This is a genomic window from Pseudomonas sp. DWP3-1-2 (assembly GCF_049896285.1).
Classification (GTDB): domain Bacteria; phylum Pseudomonadota; class Gammaproteobacteria; order Pseudomonadales; family Pseudomonadaceae; genus Aquipseudomonas.
In genome coordinates, this window is record NZ_JAFCTZ010000003.1 from 507,595 (window position 1) to 533,903 (window position 26,309).

26 protein-coding genes, 2 tRNA genes and 1 pseudogene are annotated in these 26,309 nt (G+C 57.1%); 20 read left to right on the forward strand and 9 right to left on the reverse strand.

The window, feature by feature from the left end:
* Window positions 1–35 precede the first annotated feature (35 nt).
* The 11 genes and pseudogenes from ybgC to ACP7B0_RS11275 all read left to right on the forward strand — a co-directional run.
* Window positions 36–503: a tol-pal system-associated acyl-CoA thioesterase gene (gene ybgC, locus ACP7B0_RS11225; RefSeq protein WP_426141373.1), complete on the forward strand. Its 468-nt coding sequence runs from the start codon at window positions 36–38 to the stop codon at window positions 501–503.
* Window positions 493–1,188 (forward strand): protein TolQ, encoded by a 696-nt coding sequence (tolQ, locus tag ACP7B0_RS11230; RefSeq protein WP_426141374.1) that lies wholly within the window; start codon window positions 493–495, stop codon window positions 1,186–1,188. Before ybgC ends, tolQ begins: the two co-directional genes overlap by 11 nt.
* Window positions 1,189–1,202: 14 nt before the next feature.
* A complete protein-coding gene (gene tolR, locus ACP7B0_RS11235; protein ID WP_426141375.1) occupies window positions 1,203–1,667 on the forward strand; it encodes a protein TolR in 465 nt (154 codons plus the stop codon).
* Window positions 1,667–2,779, forward strand: a complete 1,113-nt coding sequence (tolA, locus tag ACP7B0_RS11240; protein ID WP_426141376.1) for a cell envelope integrity protein TolA — start codon at window positions 1,667–1,669, stop codon at window positions 2,777–2,779. Before tolR ends, tolA begins: the two co-directional genes overlap by 1 nt.
* Complete coding sequence (gene tolB / locus ACP7B0_RS11245) at window positions 2,776–4,080, forward strand: Tol-Pal system beta propeller repeat protein TolB (RefSeq protein ID WP_426141377.1); 1,305 nt, start codon at window positions 2,776–2,778, stop codon at window positions 4,078–4,080. Before tolA ends, tolB begins: the two co-directional genes overlap by 4 nt.
* Window positions 4,081–4,132: 52 nt before the next feature.
* Complete coding sequence (pal, locus tag ACP7B0_RS11250) at window positions 4,133–4,633, forward strand: peptidoglycan-associated lipoprotein Pal (protein ID WP_045058224.1); 501 nt, start codon at window positions 4,133–4,135, stop codon at window positions 4,631–4,633.
* Between the two features lie 6 nt (window positions 4,634–4,639).
* Window positions 4,640–5,458, forward strand: coding sequence for a tol-pal system protein YbgF (gene ybgF, locus ACP7B0_RS11255; RefSeq protein ID WP_426141378.1), 819 nt, complete (start codon window positions 4,640–4,642; stop codon window positions 5,456–5,458).
* A gap of 171 nt (window positions 5,459–5,629) precedes the next feature.
* The gene (queE, locus tag ACP7B0_RS11260; RefSeq protein ID WP_426141379.1) at window positions 5,630–6,277 is read left to right on the forward strand and encodes a 7-carboxy-7-deazaguanine synthase QueE; all 648 of its coding nucleotides are present in this window, start codon (window positions 5,630–5,632) and stop codon (window positions 6,275–6,277) included.
* A 16-nt stretch (window positions 6,278–6,293) separates the two neighbouring features.
* Window positions 6,294–6,968 carry a 7-cyano-7-deazaguanine synthase QueC gene (gene queC, locus ACP7B0_RS11265; RefSeq protein ID WP_426141380.1) on the forward strand — a complete coding sequence of 225 codons (675 nt, stop codon included), beginning with the start codon at window positions 6,294–6,296 and terminating at the stop codon, window positions 6,966–6,968.
* Window positions 6,969–7,031: 63 nt separating this feature from the next.
* Window positions 7,032–7,107, forward strand: a tRNA-Lys gene (locus tag ACP7B0_RS11270).
* Between the two features lie 174 nt (window positions 7,108–7,281).
* Window positions 7,282–7,397, forward strand: a pseudogene (locus ACP7B0_RS11275) (DUF4113 domain-containing protein); the annotation flags it as partial.
* Here the strand turns inward: ACP7B0_RS11275 and ACP7B0_RS11280 are convergent.
* Both ACP7B0_RS11280 and mqo read right to left on the reverse strand, forming a co-directional pair.
* Window positions 7,380–8,438 (reverse strand): alpha/beta hydrolase family protein, encoded by a 1,059-nt coding sequence (locus tag ACP7B0_RS11280; RefSeq protein ID WP_426141381.1) that lies wholly within the window; start codon window positions 8,436–8,438, stop codon window positions 7,380–7,382. The pseudogene ACP7B0_RS11275 and the gene ACP7B0_RS11280 sit on opposite strands and share 18 nt — an antisense overlap.
* A gap of 562 nt (window positions 8,439–9,000) precedes the next feature.
* On the reverse strand, window positions 9,001–10,650 hold the full coding sequence (gene mqo / locus ACP7B0_RS11285) for a malate dehydrogenase (quinone) (RefSeq protein WP_426141382.1): 1,650 nt from the start codon (window positions 10,648–10,650) through the stop codon (window positions 9,001–9,003).
* 712 nt (window positions 10,651–11,362) lie between these two features.
* On the opposite strand from mqo, the gene nadA reads away from it, so the two are divergent.
* Complete coding sequence (gene nadA, locus ACP7B0_RS11290; protein WP_426141383.1) at window positions 11,363–12,421, forward strand: quinolinate synthase NadA; 1,059 nt, start codon at window positions 11,363–11,365, stop codon at window positions 12,419–12,421.
* A gap of 129 nt (window positions 12,422–12,550) precedes the next feature.
* Here nadA and ACP7B0_RS11295 read toward each other — a convergent pair whose 3' ends face one another.
* The gene (locus ACP7B0_RS11295) at window positions 12,551–13,984 is read right to left on the reverse strand and encodes a M48 family metalloprotease (protein ID WP_426141384.1); all 1,434 of its coding nucleotides are present in this window, start codon (window positions 13,982–13,984) and stop codon (window positions 12,551–12,553) included.
* A 148-nt stretch (window positions 13,985–14,132) separates the two neighbouring features.
* Here ACP7B0_RS11295 and ACP7B0_RS11300 point away from each other — a divergent pair, with 148 nt between their 5' ends.
* Together ACP7B0_RS11300 and ACP7B0_RS11305 are read left to right on the forward strand one after the other, a co-directional pair.
* On the forward strand, window positions 14,133–14,384 hold the full coding sequence (locus ACP7B0_RS11300; RefSeq protein ID WP_426141386.1) for a sulfurtransferase TusA family protein: 252 nt from the start codon (window positions 14,133–14,135) through the stop codon (window positions 14,382–14,384).
* A 34-nt stretch (window positions 14,385–14,418) separates the two neighbouring features.
* Window positions 14,419–15,489: an AI-2E family transporter gene (locus ACP7B0_RS11305; RefSeq protein ID WP_426141387.1), complete on the forward strand. Its 1,071-nt coding sequence runs from the start codon at window positions 14,419–14,421 to the stop codon at window positions 15,487–15,489.
* A gap of 37 nt (window positions 15,490–15,526) precedes the next feature.
* Here ACP7B0_RS11305 and ACP7B0_RS11310 read toward each other — a convergent pair whose 3' ends face one another.
* Window positions 15,527–16,000 (reverse strand): peroxiredoxin, encoded by a 474-nt coding sequence (locus ACP7B0_RS11310; protein WP_426141388.1) that lies wholly within the window; start codon window positions 15,998–16,000, stop codon window positions 15,527–15,529.
* Window positions 16,001–16,009: 9 nt separating this feature from the next.
* Window positions 16,010–16,573: a glycine cleavage system protein R gene (locus ACP7B0_RS11315; RefSeq protein WP_426141390.1), complete on the reverse strand. Its 564-nt coding sequence runs from the start codon at window positions 16,571–16,573 to the stop codon at window positions 16,010–16,012.
* Between the two features lie 325 nt (window positions 16,574–16,898).
* Between ACP7B0_RS11315 and dapA the strand changes: the two genes are divergently transcribed.
* The 5 genes from dapA to ACP7B0_RS11340 all read left to right on the forward strand — a co-directional run bounded on the left by dapA (window position 16,899) and on the right by ACP7B0_RS11340 (window position 20,592).
* Window positions 16,899–17,777 carry a 4-hydroxy-tetrahydrodipicolinate synthase gene (gene dapA / locus ACP7B0_RS11320; RefSeq protein ID WP_426141391.1) on the forward strand — a complete coding sequence of 293 codons (879 nt, stop codon included), beginning with the start codon at window positions 16,899–16,901 and terminating at the stop codon, window positions 17,775–17,777.
* Window positions 17,778–17,794: 17 nt separating this feature from the next.
* Entirely contained in the window at window positions 17,795–18,913 is a 1,119-nt protein-coding gene (gene bamC / locus ACP7B0_RS11325) for an outer membrane protein assembly factor BamC (protein ID WP_426141392.1), read from the forward strand.
* On the forward strand, window positions 18,914–19,672 hold the full coding sequence (locus ACP7B0_RS11330; protein ID WP_426141393.1) for an MBL fold metallo-hydrolase: 759 nt from the start codon (window positions 18,914–18,916) through the stop codon (window positions 19,670–19,672).
* A gap of 28 nt (window positions 19,673–19,700) precedes the next feature.
* A complete protein-coding gene (purC, locus tag ACP7B0_RS11335; RefSeq protein ID WP_426141394.1) occupies window positions 19,701–20,411 on the forward strand; it encodes a phosphoribosylaminoimidazolesuccinocarboxamide synthase in 711 nt (236 codons plus the stop codon).
* Window positions 20,412–20,502: 91 nt separating this feature from the next.
* A tRNA-Ser gene (locus tag ACP7B0_RS11340) sits at window positions 20,503–20,592 on the forward strand.
* A 639-nt stretch (window positions 20,593–21,231) separates the two neighbouring features.
* On the opposite strand, the gene ACP7B0_RS11345 is transcribed toward ACP7B0_RS11340, so the two are convergent.
* The 4 genes from ACP7B0_RS11345 to ACP7B0_RS11360 form a co-directional block, all read right to left on the reverse strand.
* A complete protein-coding gene (locus ACP7B0_RS11345; RefSeq protein ID WP_426141395.1) occupies window positions 21,232–21,792 on the reverse strand; it encodes a hypothetical protein in 561 nt (186 codons plus the stop codon).
* 311 nt (window positions 21,793–22,103) lie between these two features.
* The gene (locus ACP7B0_RS11350; protein ID WP_426141396.1) at window positions 22,104–22,610 is read right to left on the reverse strand and encodes a ClbS/DfsB family four-helix bundle protein; all 507 of its coding nucleotides are present in this window, start codon (window positions 22,608–22,610) and stop codon (window positions 22,104–22,106) included.
* 158 nt (window positions 22,611–22,768) lie between these two features.
* Window positions 22,769–23,236 (reverse strand): hypothetical protein, encoded by a 468-nt coding sequence (locus tag ACP7B0_RS11355; RefSeq protein ID WP_426141398.1) that lies wholly within the window; start codon window positions 23,234–23,236, stop codon window positions 22,769–22,771.
* Between the two features lie 264 nt (window positions 23,237–23,500).
* Window positions 23,501–24,151 carry an HAD-IA family hydrolase gene (locus ACP7B0_RS11360; protein ID WP_426141399.1) on the reverse strand — a complete coding sequence of 217 codons (651 nt, stop codon included), beginning with the start codon at window positions 24,149–24,151 and terminating at the stop codon, window positions 23,501–23,503.
* Window positions 24,152–24,423: 272 nt separating this feature from the next.
* Between ACP7B0_RS11360 and ACP7B0_RS11365 the strand changes: the two genes are divergently transcribed.
* Window positions 24,424–26,112, forward strand: a complete 1,689-nt coding sequence (locus ACP7B0_RS11365; RefSeq protein WP_426141400.1) for an NAD-dependent malic enzyme — start codon at window positions 24,424–24,426, stop codon at window positions 26,110–26,112.
* The last annotated feature ends 197 nt before the right edge of the window (window positions 26,113–26,309 follow it).

Here is a 26,309-nt window from a genome sequence, read left to right on the forward strand (position 1 = left end):
GGCGGATTGGCAATCCGAGGAGTAAGCACTAGAGTATGCGCGCGCAAAACGGGGTTCAGTCGTTTGCACATCGTTGTCGGGTTTATTACGAAGACACCGATGCAGGCGGCATCGTCTATTACGTCAATTATCTGAAATTCATGGAGCGGGCTCGTACCGAGCGGCTGCGGGAGTTGGGATTTGCCCAGTCCGCGCTGGCGGGGGAGAACCTGTTGTTCGTCGTGCATTCCTGCGAGGCTCGTTATCACAAGCCGGCGCGATTGGACGACGAGCTGCTGGTCAGCGTCGAAGTAATCGAATTGAACCGTGCCAGCCTGCGCTTCAAGCAACAGGTCAGGCTGGCTGCGGATGCAACGCTGCTCTGTGAAGGGCAGTTTTTGGTGGCGTGTGTACGCGCCGATAGTTTGAAACCCCGGGCCATTCCCGAAGCTTTGCGTGCGGCCTTTGCCGACCAAAGCGGCGCGGGTACACATTCAGAGCAGGAGATAAAGCGTGGAAGCTAACGTCGTCGACCATTCCTCCATGTGGAGTTTGGTCAGTAATGCCAGCGTCGTGGTTCAGCTCGTAATGCTGATCCTGGTGGCTGCTTCGGTCACATCGTGGGTCATGATTTTTCAGCGCAGCAACATGCTGCGCGCGGGTCGGCGTGCGCTGGAGAGCTTCGAGGAGCGTTTCTGGTCCGGCATCGACTTGTCCAAGCTGTACCGTCAGGCGGGCAGCAATCCAGACCCTGATTCCGGTGTGGAGCAGATTTTCCGCGCAGGCTTCAAGGAATTCTCCCGTCTGCGCCAACAGGCCGGTGTCGATCCCGATGCGGTCATGGAAGGCGTGGCGCGTGCCATGCGCGTGGCTATTTCCCGGGAAGAAGAAAAGCTTGAGACAGGCTTGCCGTTCCTCGCCACCGTCGGTTCCACCAGCCCCTACATCGGCCTGTTCGGCACGGTCTGGGGGATCATGAACTCCTTCCGTGGCCTGGCTACCGCGCAACAGGCGACACTCGCCACCGTTGCACCGGGCATTGCCGAAGCCTTGATCGCGACAGCCATTGGCCTGTTCGCGGCGATTCCTGCAGTAATCGCTTATAACCGTTTCGCCGCTCGCAGCGAGACCTTGATCAGCCGTTACTACACCTTCGCCGACGAATTTCAGGCCATCCTGCACCGTAAAGTGCACACCAGCGAAGAGTGAGCAGGTAATTCCCAATGGCTTTAATCGCTCGAGATCGTCGCAGAAAACGCAAGCCGGTCGCCGAAATGAACGTGGTGCCATACATCGACGTGATGTTGGTGCTGCTGGTCATTTTCATGGTCACCGCACCCATGATCAACCAAGGCGTAAAAGTCGATCTACCCAAAGTCTCCAGCGAGGCTTTGCCGCAAGACAACAACAACCAGGTCCTGACCATTTCGATCAAGGCTGACAAGACCTATTACTGGAACCTTGGCAGCGAAGTCGATACTGACAAGCAAATGGACAAGGCAATGACCCTTGATCAGCTGACATCGGCGGTGACCAAGATCGTCGCCTCCGGTCGTGAAGCGGGCAAGCAGACGCAAGTATTCATCCGTGGTGACAAAACCGTTGATTACGGTTCGGTGATGGGCACGATGGGCGGCTTGCAGAAAGCAGGGGTCGGGAATGTTGGTTTGATTACTGAGGCACCCTGATGCAGCCAATTCGAGAGCCTTCCGCCTCGGAAAGCTACTTCTGGCCTGGCATCTGGGCCGTTGCCCTGCACATCCTGATTTTTGGCTTGCTCTTTGTCAGCTTCGCCATGACTCCGGAACTGCCGGAGGCCAAACCAATCGTGCAGGCCACGCTTTATCAGCTCAAGTCCAAGAGCCAGGCGACGACCCAGACCAACCAGAAAATTGCCGGCGAGGCAAAGAAGACTGCTGCGCGCCAGACCGAGGCCGAGCAGCTTGAGCAGAAATTGATCGAGCAGAAAAAGCAGGAAGCTGTAAAAGCTGCGGAACAAAAGAAAGAAGAGGCGGCTCAAATGGCCGAGCAAGAAAAGGCTGAAGAGGCGGCAGAGAAAGCCGAGCAGAAAGCAGAGGAAGCAAAAAAGGCCGATGAAGCCAAGAAAGCTGACGATGCGAAGAAAGCTGACGAAGCCAAGAAAGTGAACGACGCTAAAAAGGCTGAAGAGAAACAATTGGCCGATATCGCCAAAAAGAAAGCCGAAGAAGACGCCAAGAAAAAGGCTGAAGAAGACGCCAAGAAAGCCGCCGCAGAGGAAGCCAAGAAACAGGCTGCCGACGATGCGAAGAAGAAAGCGGCAGAAGACGCGAAGAAAAAAGCTGCAGAGGACGCCAAGAAAAAAGCGGCCGAAGACGCCAAGAAGAAAGCCACAGCCGACTCGGCCAAGAAGGCGCAGGAAGCTGCGCGCAAATCGGCCGAAGCGAAAAAGGCCCAGGCCTTGGCTGACCTGCTCTCCGACAAGCCAGAGCGGCAACAGGCGCTGGCGGACGAGTTGGGCGATGAAACGGCAGGCAGTTTCGATGATTTGATTCGTGTACGGGCTTCAGAAGGTTGGAGTCGACCACCGTCAGCGCGCAACAATATGTCGGTAGTACTGCAAATCGGCATGTTGCCGGACGGTACGATATCGTCTGTGACGGTGGCCAAATCCAGCGGTGATGGTCCGTTTGACAGTTCCGCAGTAGCAGCAGTCAAGAATATTGGGCGTTTGACAGAAATGCAGGGTTTGAAACCGGCTGAATTCGCTCCCTATCGTTCATTCAAGATGACATTCACACCAGGAGATCTAGCCTTGTGATCAAGCTTTTTCGAGGATTACTCGTAGTCGTTCTCTGTTGTGCAGCCGCAGTGGTCGCCGCAGATGAGAAGAACATTCTGGTCACGAGCGGCAGTGACCGTGCCACTCCTATCGCTGTCGTGCCTTTTGGCTGGCAGGGCGGCTCTGTTTTGCCGGAAGACATGGCGGAAATCATCGGTAACGACCTGCGTAACTCGGGTTATTACGCACCGATTCCCAAACAGAACATGATCAGCCTGCCTACCCAGGCCAGCGAAGTCATCTTCCGTGACTGGAAAGCGCTCAATGCGCAATACGTGATGGTGGGCAATATTGTCCCTGCCGGCGGTCGCCTGCAGATCCAGTACGCATTGTTCAACGTGGCGACCGAGCAGCAAGTGCTGACCGGCAATGTTTCAGGGACCAACGATCAACTGCGCGACATGGCGCACTACATTGCTGACCAGTCCTTCGAAAAACTGACCGGCATCAAGGGCGCGTTCTCCACTCGCATCCTTTACGTGACGGCCGAACGCTTCTCGGCGAACAACACTCGCTTCACTTTGCAGCGTTCGGATTACGACGGTGCTCGTGCAGTGACGTTGTTGCAGTCCCGGGAGCCGATCCTGTCGCCGCGGTTTGCACCCGATGGCAAGCGCATCGCTTATGTCTCGTTCGAACAAAAACGTCCGCGTATCTTCATTCAGCACATTGATACCGGTCGTCGCGAGCAGATCACCAACTTCGAAGGCCTCAATGGCGCGCCTGCATGGTCGCCCGACGGCAGCAAGCTGGCGTTCGTGCTGTCCAAGGACGGCAACCCGGAAATCTACGTCATGAACTTGGCCTCGCGCTCGTTGAGCCGCGTGACCAATGACTCTTCTATCGACACCGAGCCGTTCTTCGGCAAGGATGGATCGACGATTTACTTCACGTCAGACCGTGGCGGCAAGCCACAGATCTATAAAACCAACATCAGTGGTGGCGGTGCCGAGCGAGTGACCTTTATTGGTAACTACAACGCTAACCCGAAATTGTCAGCCGATGAAAAGACGCTGGTAATGATTCACCGGCAGGACGGCTTCACCAACTTCAAGGTTGCAGCTCAGGATTTGGCACGTGGAAGTGTAAAAATCCTCACAGATAGCAACCTTGATGAGTCGCCTACTGTCGCGCCCAACGGCACCATGGTAATCTACGCCACCCGCCAGCAGGGCCGGGGAGTCTTGATGCTCGTGTCCATTAACGGACGCGTAAGGCTCCCGCTTCCTACCGCACAAGGCGAAGTCAGAGAACCTTCCTGGTCCCCTTACCTGAACTGACGCGGCGCTACATGTTTTGCTTAACACACTGGGGTTCATTAGGAGTTTCAAGATGGAAATGCTGAAGTTTGGTAAGTTTGCTGCGCTGGCTCTGGCCATGGCTGTAGCTGTAGGTTGCTCGTCCAAAGGCGGCGACAACGCCGGTGAAGGCGCTGCTGTTGATCCAAACGCTGGTTACGGCGCTAACACGGGTGCTGTTGATGGCAGCCTGAGCGAAGAAGCTGCTCTGCGCGCAATCACCACCTTCTACTTCGAATACGACAGTTCGGACCTGAAGCCAGAAGCCATGCGCGCTCTGGATGTTCACGCTAAAGACCTGAAAGCCAACGGCGCTCGCGTCGTTCTGGAAGGCAACACCGACGAACGTGGTACTCGTGAGTACAACATGGCACTGGGCGAGCGTCGTGCGAAAGCCGTTCAGCGCTACCTGGTACTGCAAGGTGTTTCCCCAGCTCAGCTGGAACTGGTTTCCTACGGCGAAGAGCGTCCAGTTGCTACCGGCAACGACGAGCAGTCCTGGGCTCAAAACCGTCGCGTCGAACTGCGTAAGTAATTTGACATGCGAACGTGCCGACGTGCTCTAACCGTTTTGGCCCTCACCCTCCCGCTTGTTGCGTGGGGTGCGGTTCCTGTGGTCGATAACAATTCTGGCTCTGGCAGCAGCAGTTATCCGCCAGCGGGTTATGGCACGTCCGGCGCCTATGCCGGGGGAGGGGTTACGGCTCCTCCCTCGGCACAAGGTCAGCTGTTCATGCAGTTGCAACAGATGCAGGACGAAATCGCGCGTTTGCGCGGCATGGTCGAGGTCCAGCAAAACGATATCCAGCGCATGAAGCAGGAAGCGCTCGAGCGGTATCAGGATCTGGATTCACGCATAGCAGCAGGCGGCGCAGCCGCAGCGGCTACCAATAATTCTCAACCCGGTGGTGGCGATATCAACGCCAGCGGGTCTCCTGTCGCACCGGCTGCTCAAGCGCCGGCCGCAGGTACTGAACCTCCTGATCCGGCCAAGGAAAAGCTTTATTACGAAGCGGCCTTTGACCTGATCAAAGCCAAGGATTTCGATAAGGCCAGCCAGGCTTTCACCGCTTTCCTTCGCAAATATCCGAACAGTTTGTATGCGGGCAATGCCCAATACTGGCTGGGTGAAGTGAATCTGGCCAAAGGCGACCTGCAAGGTGCAGGTCAGGCGTTTGCCAAGGTCAGCCAGCTTTATCCCAAGCACGCCAAAGTGCCTGATTCGTTGTACAAGCTGGCTGATGTCGAGCGCCGTCTCGGTCATACCGACAAGGTAAAAGGCATTTTGCAGCAGGTTGTCACCCAATATCCGGGTACATCGGCTGCGCAACTGGCGCAACGAGATCTGCAGCGTCTCTGACGTTCTGACCGCAAGTTCAAGAAAGCCGCGCTTGTCGCGGCTTTTTTCGTTAGAATCCGGCACCCGAAATTCCGGTAATTATTACGCTTCTCTGAATTCTGCGGTTGCAGGGTTCCTTGAAGTGCCTGACGGAGGCGGACGGCCTGTTTAGCTGTTACGCCCGTGGCCCCTATGCAAGACACATTACGTATCACCGAAATCTTTTACTCGTTGCAGGGTGAAACACGTACAGCCGGCCTGCCCACTGTGTTTGTGCGCCTTACCGGCTGCCCGTTGCGCTGTCAGTATTGCGACAGCGCCTATGCGTTCAGCGGCGGCACGATCCATACGCTGGACGCCATCGTCGAGCAGGTCGCCAGCTATCGTCCTCGCTACGTGTGTGTGACAGGCGGCGAGCCCCTGGCGCAGCCCAACGCCATTCCATTGCTCACCCGCCTCTGTGATGCCGGTTACGAGGTCTCGCTGGAAACCAGCGGTGCCCTTGATATCTCGCCGGTAGACACACGTGTCAGTCGCATCCTCGATCTCAAGACGCCTGGTTCGCTGGAGGTCGCACGCAATCGTTATGAAAATATCGACCTGCTGACGCCCAACGATCAGGTCAAGTTCGTGCTGTGCTCCCGCGAAGACTACGACTGGGCGGTTTCCAAGCTGATCCAGTATGGTCTGGAGCGTCGGGCGGGCGAGGTGTTGTTCTCGCCAAGCCATCATCAGTTGAACGCCCGGGATCTGGCGGACTGGATCGTGGCGGACAATCTGCCCGTACGCCTGCAAATGCAGCTGCATAAATTTCTCTGGAACGATGAGCCGGGGCGCTGAGATGAGTGAATCAACCATGACTGAAAAACGCGCGGTAATCCTGTTGTCCGGCGGTCTGGATTCCGCCACCGTTGTCGCCATGGCCCGCGAGCAGGGCTATGCCTGTTACACCATGAGCTTTGACTACGGCCAGCGCCACCGTTCGGAGCTGAATGCGGCTGCACGGGTTGCCAGGGATCTGGGGGCGGTTGAGCACAAGGTAATCGGCCTGAACCTTGACGGTATGGGCGGCTCGGCGCTGACCGACAGCTCGATCGCTGTCCCTGAAACGCCCGGCGAAGGGATTCCTGTGACGTACGTTCCGGCGCGCAACACGGTCTTTCTGTCCCTCGCCCTTGGCTGGGCCGAAGTGCTCGGCGCTCGGGATATTTTCATCGGCGTCAATGCAGTGGATTACTCGGGTTACCCGGATTGTCGGCCGGAATTCATCGAGGCTTTCCAGCGTATGGCCAATCTGGCAACCAAGGCTGGCGTGGAAGGTAATGGCTTCGCGATCCAGGCCCCCTTGCAGAACCTGAGCAAGGCTGAAATCGTTCAGGCCGGTGTGCGTCTGGGGGTTGATTACGGCCTGACGGTTTCCTGCTATCAAGCGGACGATCAGGGTCGCGCATGCGGCAAATGTGACAGCTGCCGTCTGCGTGCAGAAGGCTTTGCAAGCGCCGGAATTCAGGACCCAACACGTTATTTTTAAAATAATTGAAGTTAGGTGTTGAATTACTCATAGAAATCAGTAATATACGCGCCACGCAACAGAGGGTCGTTAGCTCAGTTGGTAGAGCAGTTGGCTTTTAACCAATTGGTCGTAGGTTCGAATCCCACACGACCCACCATTTCAAAAATCTGGAAGGCCCATGAAAATGAGGATTTCCGGATTTTTTTTTGCCAAATTTATGGATACAAAGCGCTTAGGCCACGGCCGTGAGCTTGCTAATCGGGTTTGGGCCCAATATCCATAGAGTAAGGTGATCTGTCATTCGATGCTGAAGTCAGCGTTTCCGTTGGGTAAGATCTGCACCCAGACCGGTGGAGTCGTCGATATCTGCGACCTGCACACGCGCAACTGGGCGTTGCGTAATCAGAAGTGTGGGGCGTGGGTACCAGGCTAGTGATGCGGCTTAAGCTCGCGAGTGAAAGCGGCAATCACACTATTGATCAGTTGCGTATGGATTTCGCTCCGTGTGCGGCCTCCGCCATCCATGCAAATTGGATCACCAATCTTTTCAGATTCAGCGATCTCTGATGCGCCCGGCTTACACACGGCAAACATACTGTAATGGCTCGCGTCTTCAATCGTAAAATACGTAGCGTTTGGGATGACTTTCGCAATTTCGGAAGCGTTCGCAGTCAGAGGGATTTTCGTCGGCTGACCCATATTCACCAACTCAATGGGTGCCGAAATCTGGGAAAACGTATCAAAATCGAAGACATCGACAGGCACAGGATCAATTGCCATGGCAAAGCGGATACGCTCATCTTTGTTGTCACGGCCAGCGGGTCTCAAGTCCAAAGCGTGAAGATCAACGCCGCTTTGCCTCACCCATTCACAAAAAGAAGGATTTAGTTTGTCCGTATCGCAATAGCCCGCCAAGCGTTTTGGGTCTATTCGAGCTCCGGCAATCGCCAGCGCGGTGCCGCCGCCCATGGAAAGCCCCAGGGCTCCTATCGCTTCGTTATCCAGGTATCCTTTGAAAAAGGTGTCTTTTCTCATGGCATTTAAGGTGTCGGTGATATCCCTGGGTCTCAACCAAAGCTTTATTGTCTCCGCTGCAGATCGGTTTGCCCCTGTATTTCCGGGATGAGTGGGTGCCGCGACAACGAATCCCTGTTTCGCCAGTGGCACCGCAATCCAGCTTAACGCCTGCGCGTTTCCCGCGAGCCCAGCGCCGTGAGAGAGCAGAATAAGGGGGAATTTTCCCTCTGATATTGTGGCATCGCGCATGGCATGAGTTCCTTCAAAAAACACACTTTCACCCAGCATGACCAACTTGCCTCCCGAGTGCGCCGGATACCAAACTGTTACGTCGAGATGGGTACCACGCTCTTTGGAGAAAGCCGCGATCTGACGCACGCCGACACTCTCGCTGGCACTCGCGGCCGGCTGCACTGTAAACGTTGAAAGAGCGACGATTCGAAGGATGATCCAGAGTTTCGAAAGCTTCATTTTTTCCCTCTAGAGCTTGGCGTCGATGCTGTTTCTAGACGCCAATCTGACGCTCTCGCGGCTGGCCCGACGCTAAATGTCTGGAGTAGAGCATATCGTGCAGACCTTTCCAGTGCAGACACGATCAAACTCCCGTTACGCTGTGTAGTGGCTAAGTCCATTCCCGTTGGCGCGAGCGGGCGGTGTTCCGATTTGCCCGCGAATCAGGCACTTTGGTGGGGCAGACATACCGCGTTATCGTTCTTCGCGGGCAAGCCTCGCTCCAACGAGATAGAGCGAGGTTTGAACCGGTCCGGCGGAGAAAACGAGCAGGCAGCAAAAAGCCCCGTCAGACGCTGCCTGACGGGGCTTTTGTTTTACAGCGCCCTGTCGGCCGCTGGGTTGCTTGCTTTCAGTGCTGCGGGCTTGTCAGACGCTGCAGCAGACGCTCCGGCCTGGCTATTTACGGCGGCTCCATTCCCGCTCGCTTCAACGAGATAGAGCGAGGTTTGAACCGGTCCGGCGGAGAAAACGAGCAGGCAGCAAAAAGCCCCGTCAGACGCTGCCTGACGGGGCTTTTGTCTTACAGCGCCATGTCGGCCGCTGGGTTGCTTGCTTTCGGTGCTGCTGGCTTGCCAGGCGCTGCAACAGGTGCCGCGGCCTGGCTGTTAACAGGCGGAGGCGGTGTCAGTTGCAGGACTTCGGCGGTGTAGGCCCATTCCTTGGCGACGGCTTCCGGGTTGGCGTTCAGCTTGGTGCCGTAGCTTGGAACGATCTGGTGCAGTTTTTCCTGCCAGGCCGGTGTTGCCACTTTGTCCTTGAAGACCTTCTCAAGCACGCTCAGCATGATAGGCGCTGCAGTGGAGGCGCCAGGAGAAGCGCCCAGCAGGCCGGCAATGCTGCCGTCCTTGGATGCAACAATCTCGGTGCCCAGCTTCAGTACGCCGCCTTTCTCTTCATCACGCTTGATGATTTGAACGCGCTGACCGGCTTGCCACAGACGCCAGTCTTCTTTCTTGGCGTGAGGGAAGTATTCTTTCAGGGCGTTGTAGCGGTCGTCGTCCGACAGCATCAACTGACCGGCCAGGTATTCAACCAGCGGATACTGATCGATCCCGACTCGGGTCATTGGCCAGATGTTGTGCAGCGTGGTGCTGGTGAGCAGGTCCAGGTACGAGCCTTCTTTCAGGAACTTCGTGGAGAAGGTCGCGAATGGGCCAAACAGGATGACGCGCTTGCCATCCAGCACGCGGGTGTCCAGGTGTGGAACCGACATGGGCGGTGCGCCGGTGGATGCAATGCCGTAGGCCTTGGCCATATGCTGCAGGGCGATGTCCTGGTTCTCGGTGACCAGGAACGAACCGCCAACCGGGAAGGCGGCGTAATCCTTGGCTTCCGGGATGCCCGATTTCTGCAGCAGATGCAGGGCACCGCCGCCAGCGCCGATGAATACGAACTTGGCATCCGTCGAGGTTTCGGTACCGTCTTTCAGGTTTTTGTACTCGACGCGCCACGAACCGTCTTCGTTGCGGGTGATGTCCTGCACTTCGCTGGACAGCTTCAAGTCAAAGTTTGGCTGGGCCTTGAGGTGGCCGACGAACTGACGGGTGATCTCGCCAAAGTTGACGTCGGTACCCAGGGGGCTCCAGGTGACCGCCAGCTTCTGCGTCGGGTCACGCCCTTCCATCATCAGCGGAACCCACTTCTTGATCTGTTCGTGATCTTCGGAGTACTGCATGCCGCTGAACAGAGGGCTCGCCTGCAAGGCGTCGTAACGCTTCTTCAGGAACTTGATGTTGTTATCGCCCCACACAAAGCTCATGTGCGGCGTGGAGTTGATGAACGATCGCGGGTTCTTCAGAACATCGTTCTTGACCTGCCAGGACCAGAACTGACGCGAAACCTGAAAGGCTTCGTTGATTTCGATGGCCTTGGTGATGTCGACCTTGCCGTTCTTGTCTTCTGGCGTGTAGTTCAACTCCGCCAGCGCGGAGTGGCCGGTACCGGCGTTGTTCCAGCCGTTGGAGCTTTCCTCGGCGACGCCGTCAAGGCGTTCGATCATCTCCATCGACCAGCTCGGCTCCAGCTCATTGAGCCATACCGCGAGGGTTGAACTCATGATGCCGCCGCCGATCAATACAACATCGACTTTTTTTGTTTCGGCTGCATGGGTGGGCATGATGCCCATCGATAGGGCCAGGCCCAGCAGGGCCGTGTTCACTTTTTTTAACATGCTGTAATCCATATGGTAGGACGCCATGCGCCTGCCGTACTCGATCAGGGTTTTTCCGGCTCACGGCAAGTCGGAATTCCCCCTCACCAGAATCGGAAGGTGATGGGCACACAAGGCTATATAAAGTTTAGCCTCACTTTTATGTCCCGCCTGTGCTGACTTTTTATTAGTCATTGGCTTCAGCTACTTGGGGCGACACTGATTTCTGGTAACTTTTTGACGGGCAGGCTGGCTGATGCCGGGCTGCCTGCAAACCTGTTCTTGCCGAGTCCGGCAAGCGTCCGCGCTGCGACGTTGTGCCCCATGTTGTCGGGTCGACGTTGGGGCATAATTCGCTGATTTTCTGTGGCCTTGGTTTGGTGGGCGGCATGATATCGGATAGAAGCGCCATTGTCGTAGCATCGAAACAAAATTGCCTGAGCGTTATGCCTTTGAAAGTCAGCAAAAGTGGCGTTGTGCCGTTAGCTTCCGTCGTTCGTGCTATGGAAACCATTGGTAAATCCACAGGGGGCTAGCTAGAATCCGCGCGCCTTCAGCGGCCTGATTGATGAATTGTGCTTCTTCGACCAGAGACCGAACCTACGACCCAGGGTCGACATACCTATAAAGCTGGAAGGCCCGTGAGAAACGAGGATTTCCGGCTTTTTTTGTATCGGCCGTTCGGGTGTAAACTTGACTTTCGCGCGATAGAGCGCCTTCAGGTCCATCGAACATGACGCAGATTTCCGAACGCCTTCTGGTTCAGGCCCATCTCGACGCCAAGCAGCCCAAAGAGCTGAGTCTTGAAGAGCAGGCTCAATACCGCGCCGCGATTGCTGCCGAGCTCAAGGCGCAGGACGCGGTGCTGGTCGCTCATTACTATTGTGATCCGGTGATCCAGGCCCTGGCCGAGGAAACCGGCGGCTGCGTGTCTGATTCTCTGGAAATGGCCCGGTTCAGCAACAGTCATCCCGCCCAAACAGTACTGGTTGCGGGCGTTCGTTTCATGGGCGAAACGGCCAAGATCCTGAACCCTGAAAAGCGCGTCTTGATGCCCACGCTAGAGGCGACCTGCTCGCTGGATCTGGGCTGCCCGGTGGATGAGTTTTCTGCATTTTGCGATCAACACCCTGAGCGCACGGTCGTGGTCTATGCCAATACTTCGGCGGCAGTCAAAGCCCGTGCCGACTGGGTGGTGACCTCCAGTTGCGCCCTGGAAATCGTCGAAAGCCTGATGGACAACGGCGAAAAAATCCTCTGGGCACCGGACAAGCACCTGGGGCGCTATATTCAGCGCGAAACCGGAGCGGACATGTTGCTTTGGGATGGTGCCTGCATCGTTCACGAGGAGTTCAAGTCCAAGCAACTTGAGGACATGAAGGCGCTGTATCCGGAGGCGGCGATCCTGGTCCATCCGGAATCTCCCGAATCGGTCATTGATCTGGCCGACGCCGTGGGCTCCACCAGCCAATTGATCGCCGCTGCGCAATCCTTGCCGAACAAAGTGTTCATCGTGGCTACCGACCGGGGCATTTTCTACAAGATGCAGCAGCTTTGCCCGGACAAGGTTTTCATCGAAGCCCCTACCGCCGGCAACGGCGCGGCCTGCCGCAGTTGCGCGCACTGTCCATGGATGGCGATGAATACCCTTGAGCGCACGTTGCAGTGTCTGCGCGAGGGCAGTAACGAGATATTCGTCGACCCGGCCTTGATCCCCCATGCCGTCCGCCCATTGCAACGGATGCTGGACTTTACCCGTGCTGCGCGTATGAAACTGGCGGGGAATGCTTGATAGTCCTGCGGCAAATAAGTCTGTTGGAGCGAGGCTTGCCCGCGAAGGCGTCAATCCGGACAATATGTTGTCTGGAGGACTGATTCGCGGGCAAGTCGCAAGCGCCGCCCGCGCGCCAGCGGGCCGACTTTAATTCATCAAATCCTTGACCATCCGCTCTTGTTCCATCAGCTCCTTTTGCCGGGCATCAATGCGTGAAGCCAGCTGGAAGTTGTTGTTGGAGCGGCGCTTGGCGAAGTCCAGTTGCTGGATGGCCTGGCGGAAGTCGCCCACCAGCGCGAAGTATTCCGCGCGGGCCTGATGCAGGCCGACGGTATTGCCGTTCAGACCACGGGTTTCGGCCACCAGATACCAGATGTCCGGATCATCGGGACGGCTTTTGAGCAAGCCGTTGAGGGACTTCTCCGCCTCGGCGTTGCGATTCTGCTTGAGCAGCACATCGACCCGGACCTGATTGAGTGGATAGTTGTCCGGGTACATTGACAGCATTCGATCAACACGTTGCTGCGCATCTGTCAGGCGGTTATTGGTGATGTCCAGATCAATCTGCGTGAGGTTGTAGGTGATGTCGCTCGGCGCCTTGTCGAGCAGAGGCTTGAGGCTTTCCCGGGCCTCATTGAGTTGTCCGGCCTTGATTTGCGCCAGGGCCAGCCCGTAACGAGCCGCATCGGATTTAGGGTTTTCAGCGAGCTGGGCGCGGAAGCGCTTGGCGGCCAGGCCGGGGGTTCCCTCGTAGATCAGCGCCACTCGCGCCCGCATCAGTTGATAACGCAGGCTGTCTTCCTTGCCGCCTGGTTTGGACTGCTCGGCGCGGTTGCGTGTGTCGGCGATCCGCGACTCGGTCACCGGGTGAGTCAGTAGAAATTCAGGTGGCTTGGCGTCGAAACGGTACTGGCGCATCAGTCGTTCGAACATGGTCGGCATGTTGCGCGGGTCATACCCGGCTTTTTCCAGATTGAGGATGCCGATGCGGTCTGCCTCCTGCTCGTTCTGGCGAGAAAAACGACGTTGCTCCTGAATGGCCGCGGCCTGGGACCCCGCGATGGTTGCAATCCCGGCGTCGCCCGCGCCAGCGGCGGCCATGACGATGCCGGCCAGCATGGCGGCCATCACCGGCACCTGCATGCGTTGCTGGGCTTCGACGCCGCGGGCAAAGTGTCGCTGTGACAAGTGAGCCAGTTCGTGGGCCATGACCGAGGCGTATTCGCCTTCGGTCTGGGCATTGAGGAACAGTCCGCCGTTGACCCCGACAATTCCGCCGGGAGCCGCAAAAGCATTGAGCTCCGGGCTGTTGATCAGAATGAACTCAAGGCGCCGGTCCTGAACCTGGCTGGTTTCAGCCAGCTTGTAGACAGAGGTTTCGACGTAGTCCTTGAGCTGTGGGTCAGACAGCTGCGCGACCTGGCTGCGAAGCAGGCCGAGCCAGGCGCGGCCTAATTCGTGTTCCTGCTCCGGGGAGACAATGGAAGAACTGGCGTCGCCAAGAGACGGCAAGTCATCGGCGTGACTCGGTACGGCGAGCAGGCAGGCCAGTGTCAGCAGGGTGGGGCGCAGAAAATTCATCCATGGAGCTCTGAGTTGAAGACCCCTTACTGTAGCTGGCTCAATGGCTTGCTGACCAGAGTGCGGTATTCTTTATGATCTGTCTGAAATATCCGGACTGCTTTTTACCACTGCATTGCAAATTGATGTGCCTGCCTGGAGAGAAACGATGTCTGACGCTGTAACGCGCCCGCAACCGTACGACGCCCAAGTCGATGCAACCGGGCTCAACTGCCCGTTGCCGCTGCTCAAAGCCAAGCTTGAACTCAATCGGCTGGCCAGCGGCGCTGTGCTTAAAGTCATTGCCACCGATGCCGGTTCTCAACGCGACTTCCGTACCTTTGCCAGGCTGGCAGGGCATACCTTGGAGCATGAGGAAGCTGAAGGCGGCGTCTATCAGTACTGGCTGCGCAAGGCATAGAGGCGGCGGCTCTCCACTCACAAAAGGATTTTTGATGTTCAAGGTGCTTCGCGATTGGGTGCAACGCTACTTCTCGGATGAAGAGGCGGTGGTGCTCGCAGTGTTGTTGTTTCTGGCGTTCACGATTGTTCTGACGCTGGGCGGCATGCTGGCGCCCGTCCTGGCCGGGTTGGTGCTGGCGTTTCTGATGCAGGGGCTGGTGAATTTTCTGGAGCGGCTACGGGTGCCCGAAGGTGGCGCGGTGGCGCTGGTGTTTACCTTGTTCATGGGGGCGCTGCTGGTGTTTTTGCTGGTGCTGGTGCCATTGCTCTGGCATCAGTTGATCACGCTGTTCAACGAGTTGCCCGGGATGCTTGCCAAGTGGCAATCGTTATTGCTGCTGTTGCCTGAGCGCTACCCGCATCTGGTGTCCGACGAGCAGGTGCTCAGCGCCATCGAGGCTGCACGGGGCGAAATCGGCAAGTTTGGCCAATGGGCATTGACGTTCTCGCTGGCGAGTCTGCCGCTGTTGGTCAACATCATGATCTATCTGGTGCTGGTCCCCATTCTGGTGTTCTTTTTCCTCAAGGACCGGGAAGTGATCAGTCGCTGGGCGCGTGGCTATCTGCCGCGTGAGCGTGCACTGATTACCCGTGTTGCAGAGGAAATGAACCGACAGATCGCCAATTACATCCGGGGCAAGGTCATAGAAATCTTCGTTTGCGGCGCGGTGACGTATATCGCCTTCGTGGCGTTGGGGCTTAACTATGCCGCTCTGCTGGCCATGCTGGTGGGGGTGTCGGTGGTGGTGCCTTACGTTGGCGCCGTGGTAGTTACCGTGCCGGTGGCCCTGATTGCCTTGTTCCAGTGGGGCTGGAGCGATCAGTTCATTTACCTGATGGTGGTCTACGCAGTGATTCAGGCCCTCGACGGCAACGTGCTCGTGCCGTTGTTGTTCTCGGAGGCGGTCAATCTGCATCCGGTGGCGATCATCTGTGCGGTGTTGCTGTTTGGCGGGCTGCTGGGCTTCTGGGGCGTGTTCTTCGCCATTCCCCTCGCTACCCTGTGCAAAGCCGTGCTGGACGCCTGGCCCCGCAATGAGCCCGCTGTGGCGCCCTTGCTGTAGCGGGGGCACCTTCGACGAGCCGGATACCGAGGGTATGTCAGGCGTTATGCAGCGCCTGCGCTTTCTCCAGCACTGCGGCCACGTGCCCCGGCACTTTCACGCCGCGCCATTCGTGACGCAACACGCCGTCCTTGTCGATGAGGAACGTGCTGCGATCAACGCCCATGTATTCCTTGCCGTACAGCTTCTTGAGCTTGATCACGTCGAACAGCTGGCAAAGGGCTTCGTCCTTGTCCGAAATCAGTTCGAACGGGAACGACTGCTTGGCTTTGAAGTTTTCATGGGTTTTAAGGCTGTCCCGGGACACGCCGAAAATGACCGTATTGGCCGCCTGGAATGGCGCGACATGATCGCGAAAATCCTGACCCTCTGTGGTGCAGCCCGGCGTGTTGTCCTTGGGGTAGAAATAAACAACGACCTGCTGACCCTTGAGGGCGGACAGGCTGACCGCTTGTCCGCTGGTTGCCTGGGCCTGAAAGTCGGCGACGGCTTGATCTACTGCTACGGCCATGGAAACTCCTTACATGGGGGCTTGTGGGCGCCACGGTTCGATCAGCGCATCGAGATTCAACGCATCGGCAAAATCGAGAAATTGATCCCTTAGCCAACTGATCTGGATGCCGGCGGGCAGCGTGACCGTGAACGTTGCGTTCAGCATGGTGCCGCCTGTCTGCGGTGCCTGATAGGTATCGCAGATCAGGTTTTCCAGCTCAACGTTGTGGTCCATGAAAAACTGGCACAGCTCGTTGATGATGTCCGGACGATAGGCCGAACTGACATACGCAACGTAAGGCAACGCCTCGGGGCGGCTTTCGAGCGTGGCGCTGCGCACGACGCTGGTGGTGAAGGCGTGCTTCTTCGACAGGCCGGGCAAACCGGTCTCCATGCGTGCCAAGGCATCCCAGCTACCGGAAATCTGCAGAACCAGCGCGCTGTATTCGCCGTGGCGGGTCAGGCGTGAGCTGACAACCGAACAACGGTTTTCATGACTGGCGCGGCACAGAACGTTGGTCAGCTCCATAGGGTTTGCGCCAAGGGCACTGATGACAAGGAATTGTTCGCGAACTGTGGGGGTGGACGACATGCAGCATTCCTAGACGATGAGCGGTCGGTACATTTTTGGCTTGCAAGACCGTCCGAAGGGTCGGAAGCGCCGGACATCAACCATGATCCTTGCGAGGTGCGTCTGCACAGTGAGGCCGTAGCCGGCTGCAAGAGCGCTGGATCAGGGGGTTCTGACGACAAAATCGACCAAATGAACGAGGCGAGCAGGTGACCAGTACCGATCAAAGAACGAAGGGTAGCGAAAACCATCGCTCAGGGGAATGCTCACAGTACGGTACTTCGCTTGTGCAAGGCTGATAGCGCCAGTACCATTACCGCTCTCTTTTTCCGGCAGGAGCGGTTGCATGATTGCGGGCAGTATGGTGGCACTGGTCACACCCATGGATGCACAGGGACGTCTTGACTGGGACAGCCTGAGCAAACTGGTGGACTTCCACCTGCAAGAGGGCACCAACGCCATTGTTGCCGTTGGCACCACAGGTGAGTCGGCCACGCTTGATGTGAATGAACACATCGAAGTGATCCGCCGCGTGGTTGCCCAGGTTGCAGGGCGTATTCCCGTCATTGCCGGCACTGGCGCCAATTCCACGCGCGAAGCGATCGAACTGACGACCAATGCCAAGAATGCTGGCGCTGATGCCTGCCTTCTGGTGACGCCTTACTACAACAAGCCGACCCAGGAAGGCCTGTACCAGCATTTCCGTCATATCGCCGAAGCCGTCGATATCCCGCAGATCCTGTATAACGTGCCGGGCCGAACCGCCTGCGACATGCTGCCCGAGACCGTTGTGCGTCTTTCCACCGTGCCCAACATCATCGGCATCAAGGAAGCCACCGGCGACCTGCAGCGCGCCAAGGACATCCTGGCCGCCGTGAGCAGCGACTTCCTGGTGTATTCCGGCGACGACGCAACGGCAGTCGAATTGATGCTGCTGGGCGGCAAAGGCAATATTTCCGTGACGGCCAACGTGGCGCCACGGGCGATGAGTGATCTGTGTGCGGCGGCGATGCGCGGCGATGCCGTCACTGCGCGTGCGATCCATGAACGGCTGATGCCGCTCAATAAAACCCTGTTTATCGAATCCAACCCTATCCCCGTGAAATGGGCCTTGCATGAAATGGGTTTGATGCCGGACGGTATCCGTCTGCCGCTCACCTGGCTCAGCCAGGCCTGTCACGAACCGCTGCGTCAGGCCATGCGCCAGTCCGGCGTTCTGGTTTAATGAGGAAGCACTACGCAATGAAGCGATTGGCCGGACTTTCCGCACTTGCCTTGATTATCTCCAGTACCAGTGGCTGCGGTTGGCTATGGGGTGAAGAGGGTTACTTCCGCGATCGCGGCAGTGACTATCTGGAAGCCACACAGACAGCTCCGATGCAACTGCCTGCGGGCGTTTCTGAAACCAAGCGTCTGGACCCGCTGCTGCCGATTCCGCGCAACGTCGCTGATGACGCACAGAAAGGCGGCGAATATATCGTTCCTCGCCCGCAGCCGCTTTCGGTGACTTCGGACGCCAGCGACTTCAGCCTGCAGAAAAGCGGTGACGCCCGCTGGGTGCTTGCCCAGCGCGCGCCTGCCGAAGTCTGGCCGTTGGCGCACCAGTATTTCGAAGACAACGGTTTCCGCATTGCCGAAGACCGTCCGCAAACGGGTGAATTCAGCACGACCTGGCAGCGCCTGGACGAGCTTTCCGCGTCCGTTGCCAAGCGTTTGAGCGCCACCGGCACGGCGGCTGATGCAGAAACCCGCGTGCGGGTTCGTATCGAGCCTGGCGTGCAGCGCAATACCAGCGAAATCTACGTGGTGAGCGTTCAACGGCCTGCTGGCAGCACGGCAAACGTCGACTTCCCTGCGCGCACCACTAACCTGGGCATGGATTCGGAACTGACCGACGACATGCTTGCCAGCCTGAGCCGCAGCGCGGAACAGGGCGGTTCGATATCCCTGGTCGCTGCGCGCGATTACGACACCCCAAGCCGGGTCGCCCTCACCGAAGACGGCAGCGGCAACCCGGTCCTGAACGTGGGTTCGGATCTGGACCGTGCATGGTCGAGCGTAGGTCGGGCCTTGAATCAGGGCGAATGGCGTGTCGAAGACATCAACCGCAGCCTGGGCTTGTACTACATCAACCTTGCGGAAAAAGCCAAGACACCTGAAAACGAGCCCGGCTTCTTCGGCCGTGTTTTCGGTAGCCAGGAAAGCAAGGAAGAGATCGATGCCCGCGCCGAGCGTTATCAGGTTCGCCTGAGCAAGGTGGGTGACAACGTCCAGGTGACGGTCGAGAAGAACATCAACACCGTCGCGCCGGCAGACATTGCCCGTCGTGTGCTGGGTGTCATTCAAGACAACCTGGGCTAAGTGCGTTTCGCGGTATTAGGCAGCGGTAGCCGTGGGAACGGCACGCTGGTAGCAAGCAATGACACGTACGTGCTGGTCGACTGCGGTTTCTCCCTGCGAGAGACCGAACGACGTCTGGCACGGCTCGGGATCAGCGCCCATCAGTTGAGCGCGATACTGGTGACCCACGAACATGCCGATCACGTGCATGGCGTGGGTTTGTTGTCTCGGCGCTACAATCTGCCGGTATACCTCAGCAGCGGTACGTCGCGAGGGATGCGCAAGCCCGTTGAGGCTGCAGGTTTTCTGGTGGGTGGTCAGGCCTTGCAGTTGGGAGGCTTGAGCATTGACGTGATATCCGTTGCCCACGATGCGCTGGAGCCGACGCAGTTTGTCTTCACCGACGGCCAGCGTCGCTTCGGCCTGTTGACGGACCTGGGGTCGTACTGTCCAGCCGTGCTGCAAAGCTATCAGGGCCTGGATGCGCTGATGATCGAGGCCAACCACTGCCGGGACATGCTCGCCCGTGGTCATTACCCGTACTTCCTGAAGCAACGGGTCGGCGGGGATGAAGGACATTTGAACAACCATCAGGCCGCCAACCTGGTGAGTGAATTGGGATGGCAGGGCCTGCAGCATTTGGTCCTGGCTCATCTGAGCAGCAAGAACAACCTGCCGCATCTGGCCCGGCAATGTTTCGTCGACACCCTCGGGTGCGATCCGGACTGGCTACAATTGGCCGATCAAGATTCAGGGCTCGACTGGCGACACATCGCCTAGCCCAACTACTTAGCAAGCGGAGCCCATCATGGAAAAACGTGAAGAACTCTACCGCGGCAAAGCCAAATCGGTTTACACCACCGATGACGCTGACCGCTTGATCCTGCTGTTTCGTAACGACACCTCGGCGTTCGACGGCAAGCGCATCGAACAGCTGGACCGCAAAGGCATGGTGAACAACAAGTTCAACGCCTTCATCATGCAGAAGCTCGAAGAAGCGGGCGTTCCTACCCAATTCGACAAGCTGCTGGGCGATAACGAATGCCTGGTCAAGAAGCTGGACATGATCCCGGTTGAATGCGTCGTGCGTAACTACGCCGCCGGCAGCCTGGTCAAGCGCCTGGGTATCGAGGAGGGCACCAGGCTCAATCCTTACACCTTCGAGCTGTTCCTGAAAGACGACGCCAAGGGCGACCCGTTCATCAACGAATCCCACGTTGTGGCTTTCGGCTGGGGCACCGCCGAGCAACTGGTTCGCATGAAAGAACTGTCGCTCAAGGTCAACGAAGTCCTGAGCAAACTGTTCGACGACGCTGGCCTGCTGCTGGTGGACTTCAAGCTCGAATTCGGCGTATTCCACGGTGAAATCGTCCTGGGCGACGAATTCAGCCCCGACGGCTGCCGCCTGTGGGACAAGGAAACCCGCAAGAAGATGGACAAAGACCGCTTCCGCCAGGGCCTCGGTGACGTCATCGAAGCCTACGAAGAAGTCGCCCACCGCCTCGGCGTACCGCTTTAACCCGGTAAAGGCACGCAAGCGCTTGATAGCACGAAAAAAATCAGCAAAAAGGTTCGCCTTCTGCGTTTGAGCTGTTATGATGCGCGCCGTTGGAGAGATGCCAGAGTGGCCGAATGGGACGGATTCGAAATCCGTTGTACTGGCGACAGTACCTAGGGTTCAAATCCCTATCTCTCCGCCATACAAATGAAAGCCTCGTAAATTTTTGATTTACGGGGCTTTTTTGTGTCGGTTCACTTCACATGTGACCCCTGTATTTGACCACTCTGTAGCCTCTGCCCTAAGGCATCGGCTCATCTGAGTCCTGTTGAGCTATCCAGTGTGCGGCGCTACGGTGATGGAGAGCGCTCATACTGCTGCCGACCGCACCATGACCAGCATTCGAAACGGCACCAGACCGGTGCGATGAACGACAGGTTTGCCAAACAGCTGGCGGTCTTGAAGATTGAGCGCGAGAAGGTGCGGTGGGAGTTGTCAGATGCGAACCGGAAGTCGGTACAGGCTTCAGTTTATTGAAAGCACTGGGTTTAATGTCCTCAGAAGACCGACAAAATCGAAAGCATGTATTGAAGAGTTTGTCCTGCTTAGCGAGAGGTCAATTCAGGACCCTATCGCTGCTTCCTTCAATTTCGCGATCGCGGGAATTGAAGTAGTGAACAAGGAGGAGAGGATCCTGAAAAGTAATCCTGCGTATTCCACTATTAGATTGATGTCGGGCGAATCCATATTTCGGTATGGTTCGCCCCAGTATCCATCGCTAGATGGAGGGCTTTGACACCTGATGAGGAAGAATGATTGGCTATTCAGCCAGGACGTTCACTCAATTCTTTAACGAGACTTGTCTGGTTTCGATTTTTAAAGCACTGAGGCGCTTGAGCAGAGCAATGATGTTAACCCGAGCGGATCCCTCGTTAGCCAGGCGGAGACGCTTAATGCCTATAACCGAATCGCCCATGCCAGCCGTGAAAGGGGTTCGGATGATTTCACGCAAAATGACCTTGTTAGTGCTGGACTCTATTAGGGTGTATTCGACCTCGCTGGTCACTTCAAAAGCCAGCCCGATGATAGGCTGGTCAACGCGCAGCAGGTTGGCACGCAAAGCATAAGGGGCCGACTGATCGCCAAGCAAATCAGCATTGGCGAGCGATTGCTTGAGTGCAGCGCCGAAGTCGGGGCCATCGATTTCTGACGTCCACATAGGATTGGTTTTATCTCCGCCATTCACCTCGGAAAGCTGAACATTATTTCGCAACTTTGCGTCATAGGTGTTCGCCTTGGCTTGATCAGTTGCTACTGACATGCCGGCAATTTGAGCGGGAGATGCACAGCCAGTGCAAAGAGCAATAAAGGCTGAAGCTAAAAGCAAGCGAAGGTACGGCATTCGACAAGTCCTTTTGAGTACAACGTTGGGAAGGGGGCCAAATGGTAGCACTCTGCCAGTCACTCCACTAGCGTTCGTCGGCTTGAAACGGTCTGGCTGATGCGTTCCAGACAGCTCTAGTCCGGTGTTCAAACCCCGGTACTTCGATGCCATCATGTCCATTGTGTCTTTCGGTATCCGTCTCCCGTAGAGTTTTACCGCCATCGTTGTGTCCACGTGACCGAGCAGGCGCGTGACCCGTTCCTCGGGCACGTCACTTGAACGCATCTGACTGGCTAAAGCGTGAAGCGGTGTCGGGTAGGCCCGCTTTTTCAGCCCTGCGCCTTCAGCCACGTGCGAAGGCGGGCCCGCGCATTGGCGTACGGTGATGAGGTATTGAGCTGGATCATGCGCCCCTTGGTCCATCTTCCGTACCAGGCGCTGCCGTAGAGTTCGTCAGCTGATCTGGCCGTGATCGTCGCAACCAGCCTGGTCTTCGCATCTGTTAACCGGGCGAGCCGTTCGTGCCATTCGAGTGCATCGTGATCTGCATAGAACTTCTGCGCCAGCAGGCCGAGCTGGTTCCATTTGAAGCCAGTCTCGGGAAAATCCACTGACTCATCCCGGTCGTCGCGGTCCAGCCATTTCAGTACCAATTCGTTCCATCCAACCAGATAGGCCACCAAGTCGGCTGGACTCATGGTGGTTCCGGCTGCATGGCCATTCATTGTGGCCTCACGCGCGCGGTCGGGTGGAACCTTGGTTAGATCAGCCATCAGCCTGTCGAACGTACGGGTAATGGCCGCAAGCAATTCTGCTCTTGAGGTTGGAACAGTCACGAGTGTTCTTCTTTTATCTGTACCGGGTTTTGAAAAGCCCCGGCTATCGGCATTTATCGTCAGAAAGCGCTAGAGAGTTAACCGGTTGTTTGATTGCTGTCAACAAAAAGCCCGCACAGTGCGGGCTTCGTGTTGACAGTGCAAGCGATAACAGCGTGTTATTCAGTCACAGATGTCGCTGTCGGCTCGGTTTTAGCGGATTTACTTGCAACCGCCATCGGGCTTAAGTTGGAGTTGACGCCCTCTGGAAGTCGATACATGGCGCCAGTCAAAGGGTCAACTATCAGCATGCCAATCAGCCCGCCGAACACGATGTTTCCCCAGTACCAGCCATTCATGCCGGTGTCGAGTACTTCGGTCTTGGACAGATAGCCTTCTTTGCGATAATTGATGCTGTATTTTTCGCCGTCAAAGTAGCCTGCGCCGGCCTTGAGCGTTACCTGATTCGGCGTGACGCCGGAGCTGACAATCGAGCCCGCTTCATTGCTTATCTCATAGGCGGCCCCGCTTGGGGCTGACGTTACGGACACTGGATAGCGCGATTCGCTGACGATACTGGCGCATCCGGTCGCGGCTAACGCGGCGATAGCCAGCAAACTGATTTTTAAAAGTATAACTAGGCGCATTACGCACTCCGTTGCTTGGTTTGATTTTGCGCGCGGATAGTATCAGTGGATTACAAAGTGCGATACGGAGAGGGAATATTATTTTCCCTATTTTATTGCTGCCTTAGTTGACGTCAAATAACTAGCGATATACGTGCGATTTTTTATCAATGAAGCGGGAGGTGAGAGTAATGGCTATGATCTCGGTCGCAGTGACTCTCTACGACTCCATAATCACCAGGCTGCCCACTTAGTTAGTTCCCCCCTTCGACAGCCCGGTCTACTTCACCCCCGCACCAACCTCAACCCCTCGGCATTTACATCAACGCCAATACCTTCATAACTCGCCAGCGTGCCGTGGGGCGTGTTCATTTCGTGTTCATGGGTCGCCGTGATCACCACGACGCTGGCGCCGGCTGCTTCGGCGGCTGCGATGCCTGCCGGGGCGTCTTCGAATATCAGGCAGTCTGTGGCGTCCACGCCCAGCCGTTTGGCGGCGAGCAGGAAGCAATCCGGCGCGGGTTTGCCTTGGGTGACATCCTCGGCCGTTATCAGGTTTGCCGGGAGCGCCACGCCGGCGGCTTTCAGACGGGCTTCGGCCAGGGCGCGTGGGGCGGAGGTAACAATGGCCCAGCGCTCGGGGGGAAGGGAGGCAAGCAAGCGTGCTGCATACGGCACTTCAATGACGCCTTCCACATCGTCTATTTCTGCCTGCGAAATCGCCTGAGCTTCAAGTACGGGGTCGAGCCCCGGCAGGTTCAATCGGCGAATGGTGTCAACGCTGCGCACGCCATGGATGGTTGGCAGGAACGTCGCAACGTCCAGGCCCTGCCGCTGCGCCCAGGCTGTCCAGACTCTTTCGGCGGCAACGATGGAGTTCAGGAGGGTGCCGTCCATGTCGAACAGGAAAGCGGAAAATCGGCGTGCTGTGAACATCAATCGCTCCGGTTTGAGACGTTGAGGTGCAGCCTAGCGCAATCCGCAGGAGGTTTCCCGGACTGTCCGGTCACTTTATTGCCACCATCTCGCCATGTAGTAGCGGCAAAATGTCGCAACACGATTTCTCGCGAGTAAGATGTGCACCTTGATTTCACGACCCCGTTTTTTTTTTGAGGCTGGGCTCGATGCGCTCTGCGAAGAGATTCCGGGTTGCCAGCCTCGGTTGTACCGACCGAACACGAGTAGACGAGAAAAGGCGATAACTGAAAATGACCAAGACTTCGCGACCTTTATACATTTCCTATGCTGGCCCTTCGCTGCTGGAAATGCCCCTGCTGAACAAGGGCAGCGCTTTTACCCCGCAAGAGCGGGTCGAATTCAATCTGATCGGATTGCTGCCGCAGAACGTAGAGACCATCGAAGAACAGGTCGCACGGGTTTTCAGCCAGTACAACCAGTGCGCCAGCGATCTGGACAAGCACATCTACCTGCGTTCGATCCAGGACAACAACGAAACGTTGTTCTTTCGCCTGCTGGATTCGCACCTGGATGAAATGCTGCCGATCATCTACACGCCGACCGTGGGTCAAGCGTGCCAGGAGTTCTCGAAGATTTACCGCACGCACCGGGGGTTGTTCATTTCCTACCCTGAGCGCGACCGTATTGACGACATCCTGCGCAGCGCCACCAAGGACCGCATCAAAATCATCGTGGTGACCGACAGCGAGCGCATTCTGGGTCTGGGCGACCAGGGCATCGGCGGCATGGGCATTCCAATCGGCAAGTTGTCGCTGTACACCGCTTGCGGCGGGATCAGCCCGGCGTACACGCTGCCGATCGTGCTGGACGTGGGCACCAATAATCAGGAGTTGCTCGACGACCCGATGTACATGGGCTGGCGCAACAAGCGGGTCACGGGCAAGGAATACGACGATTTCGTCGCGTTGTTCATCGAGGCTGTGCAGCGTCGCTGGCCGGACGTGCTGCTGCAGTTCGAAGATTTCGCCCAGACCAATGCCATGCCGTTGCTGGAGAAATACCGCGACGAGCTGTGCTGCTTCAACGACGACATTCAAGGCACCGCATCGGTGGCCGTGGGTACGTTGCTGGCGGCCTGTAAAGCCAAGCACGAAACCCTGGGCCAGCAACGGGTGGTGTTCCTCGGTGCGGGTTCGGCAGGCTGCGGCATTGCCGAGCACATCATCGCCGCCATGGTCATCGAAGGCTTGAGCGAAGCCGAGGCCCGCAAACGGGTGATGATGGTCGACCGCTTTGGCCTGTTGACCGACACCATGGACAACCTGCTGGACTTCCAGAAGAACCTGGCGCAAAAGGCAAGCGACGTTGCGGGCTGGTCCAGCGGCGATGGCTACGCGGAACTGCTGGACGTTGTCCGCAATGGCAAGCCGACGGTACTGATTGGCGTGTCCGGCCAACGTGGCCTGTTTACCGAGCAGGTCATCCGCGAGATGCACAAGCACTGCGCCAAGCCGTTGGTCATGCCGCTGTCCAACCCGACGTCGAAAGTGGAAGTGACCCCGCAGGAAGTCCTGACCTGGACCAACGGCGATGCACTCGTCGCTACCGGTAGTCCGTTTGCTCCGGTAACCGTAGGCGACCGCACGTTCCATATCGCTCAGTGCAACAACTCCTACATCTTCCCTGGCATTGGCCTGGGTGTGATTGCGTGCAAAGCCACGCGTATTACCGACAAGATGCTGATGGCCGCGTCCAACGCACTGGCTGAATGCTCGCCCATGGTCACCGGTAAAGGTGATGCGGTATTGCCCCCACTGAAAGAAATTCAAGGGGTGAGCAAGAAGATCGCGCTGGCGGTTGCCAAGCAGGCCCAGGCGGATGGCGTAGCGCTGGAAACCACCGAAGACATGTTGGTCGAGGCGATTGAGCGCAACTTCTGGATGCCCAATTACCGGACGTACCGTCGCAGCGCTGTTTAATGGAGTAACGCCCGGAGCATGACGTTTGATGCTCGAATCGAGGCCACAGCAAGGAAACTTGTTGTGGCCTTTTTTGTTATCAGTCACGGCTGGAGCGGCGTACGCAGGGCACGCGTTCGCGCAAACAGCTTCAGTATTGTCGATTTTTTCCAGCGGAAAAGAACAGGCGCCAGACTATTTGTTCTCATACTTTTCAC

Bases quoted from the DNA above. Each gene is read 5' to 3' on its own strand.
- ybgC (WP_426141373.1), top strand. From the start codon at position 36: ATGCGCGCGCAAAACGGGGTTCAGTCGTTTGCACATCGTTGTCGGGTT.
- tolR (WP_426141375.1), top strand. From the start codon at position 1,203: ATGGCTTTAATCGCTCGAGATCGTCGCAGAAAACGCAAGCCGGTCGCC.
- tolA (WP_426141376.1), top strand. From the start codon at position 1,667: ATGCAGCCAATTCGAGAGCCTTCCGCCTCGGAAAGCTACTTCTGGCCT.
- pal (WP_045058224.1), top strand. From the start codon at position 4,133: ATGGAAATGCTGAAGTTTGGTAAGTTTGCTGCGCTGGCTCTGGCCATG.
- ybgF (WP_426141378.1), top strand. From the start codon at position 4,640: ATGCGAACGTGCCGACGTGCTCTAACCGTTTTGGCCCTCACCCTCCCG.
- queE (WP_426141379.1), top strand. From the start codon at position 5,630: ATGCAAGACACATTACGTATCACCGAAATCTTTTACTCGTTGCAGGGT.
- queC (WP_426141380.1), top strand. From the start codon at position 6,294: ATGACTGAAAAACGCGCGGTAATCCTGTTGTCCGGCGGTCTGGATTCC.
- ACP7B0_RS11280 (WP_426141381.1), bottom strand. From the start codon at position 8,438: ATGAAGCTTTCGAAACTCTGGATCATCCTTCGAATCGTCGCTCTTTCA.
- mqo (WP_426141382.1), bottom strand. From the start codon at position 10,650: ATGTTAAAAAAAGTGAACACGGCCCTGCTGGGCCTGGCCCTATCGATG.
- nadA (WP_426141383.1), top strand. From the start codon at position 11,363: ATGACGCAGATTTCCGAACGCCTTCTGGTTCAGGCCCATCTCGACGCC.
- ACP7B0_RS11295 (WP_426141384.1), bottom strand. From the start codon at position 13,984: ATGAATTTTCTGCGCCCCACCCTGCTGACACTGGCCTGCCTGCTCGCC.
- ACP7B0_RS11300 (WP_426141386.1), top strand. From the start codon at position 14,133: ATGTCTGACGCTGTAACGCGCCCGCAACCGTACGACGCCCAAGTCGAT.
- ACP7B0_RS11305 (WP_426141387.1), top strand. From the start codon at position 14,419: ATGTTCAAGGTGCTTCGCGATTGGGTGCAACGCTACTTCTCGGATGAA.
- ACP7B0_RS11310 (WP_426141388.1), bottom strand. From the start codon at position 16,000: ATGGCCGTAGCAGTAGATCAAGCCGTCGCCGACTTTCAGGCCCAGGCA.
- ACP7B0_RS11315 (WP_426141390.1), bottom strand. From the start codon at position 16,573: ATGTCGTCCACCCCCACAGTTCGCGAACAATTCCTTGTCATCAGTGCC.
- dapA (WP_426141391.1), top strand. From the start codon at position 16,899: ATGATTGCGGGCAGTATGGTGGCACTGGTCACACCCATGGATGCACAG.
- bamC (WP_426141392.1), top strand. From the start codon at position 17,795: ATGAAGCGATTGGCCGGACTTTCCGCACTTGCCTTGATTATCTCCAGT.
- purC (WP_426141394.1), top strand. From the start codon at position 19,701: ATGGAAAAACGTGAAGAACTCTACCGCGGCAAAGCCAAATCGGTTTAC.
- ACP7B0_RS11345 (WP_426141395.1), bottom strand. From the start codon at position 21,792: ATGCCGTACCTTCGCTTGCTTTTAGCTTCAGCCTTTATTGCTCTTTGC.
- ACP7B0_RS11355 (WP_426141398.1), bottom strand. From the start codon at position 23,236: ATGCGCCTAGTTATACTTTTAAAAATCAGTTTGCTGGCTATCGCCGCG.
- ACP7B0_RS11360 (WP_426141399.1), bottom strand. From the start codon at position 24,151: ATGTTCACAGCACGCCGATTTTCCGCTTTCCTGTTCGACATGGACGGC.
- ACP7B0_RS11365 (WP_426141400.1), top strand. From the start codon at position 24,424: ATGACCAAGACTTCGCGACCTTTATACATTTCCTATGCTGGCCCTTCG.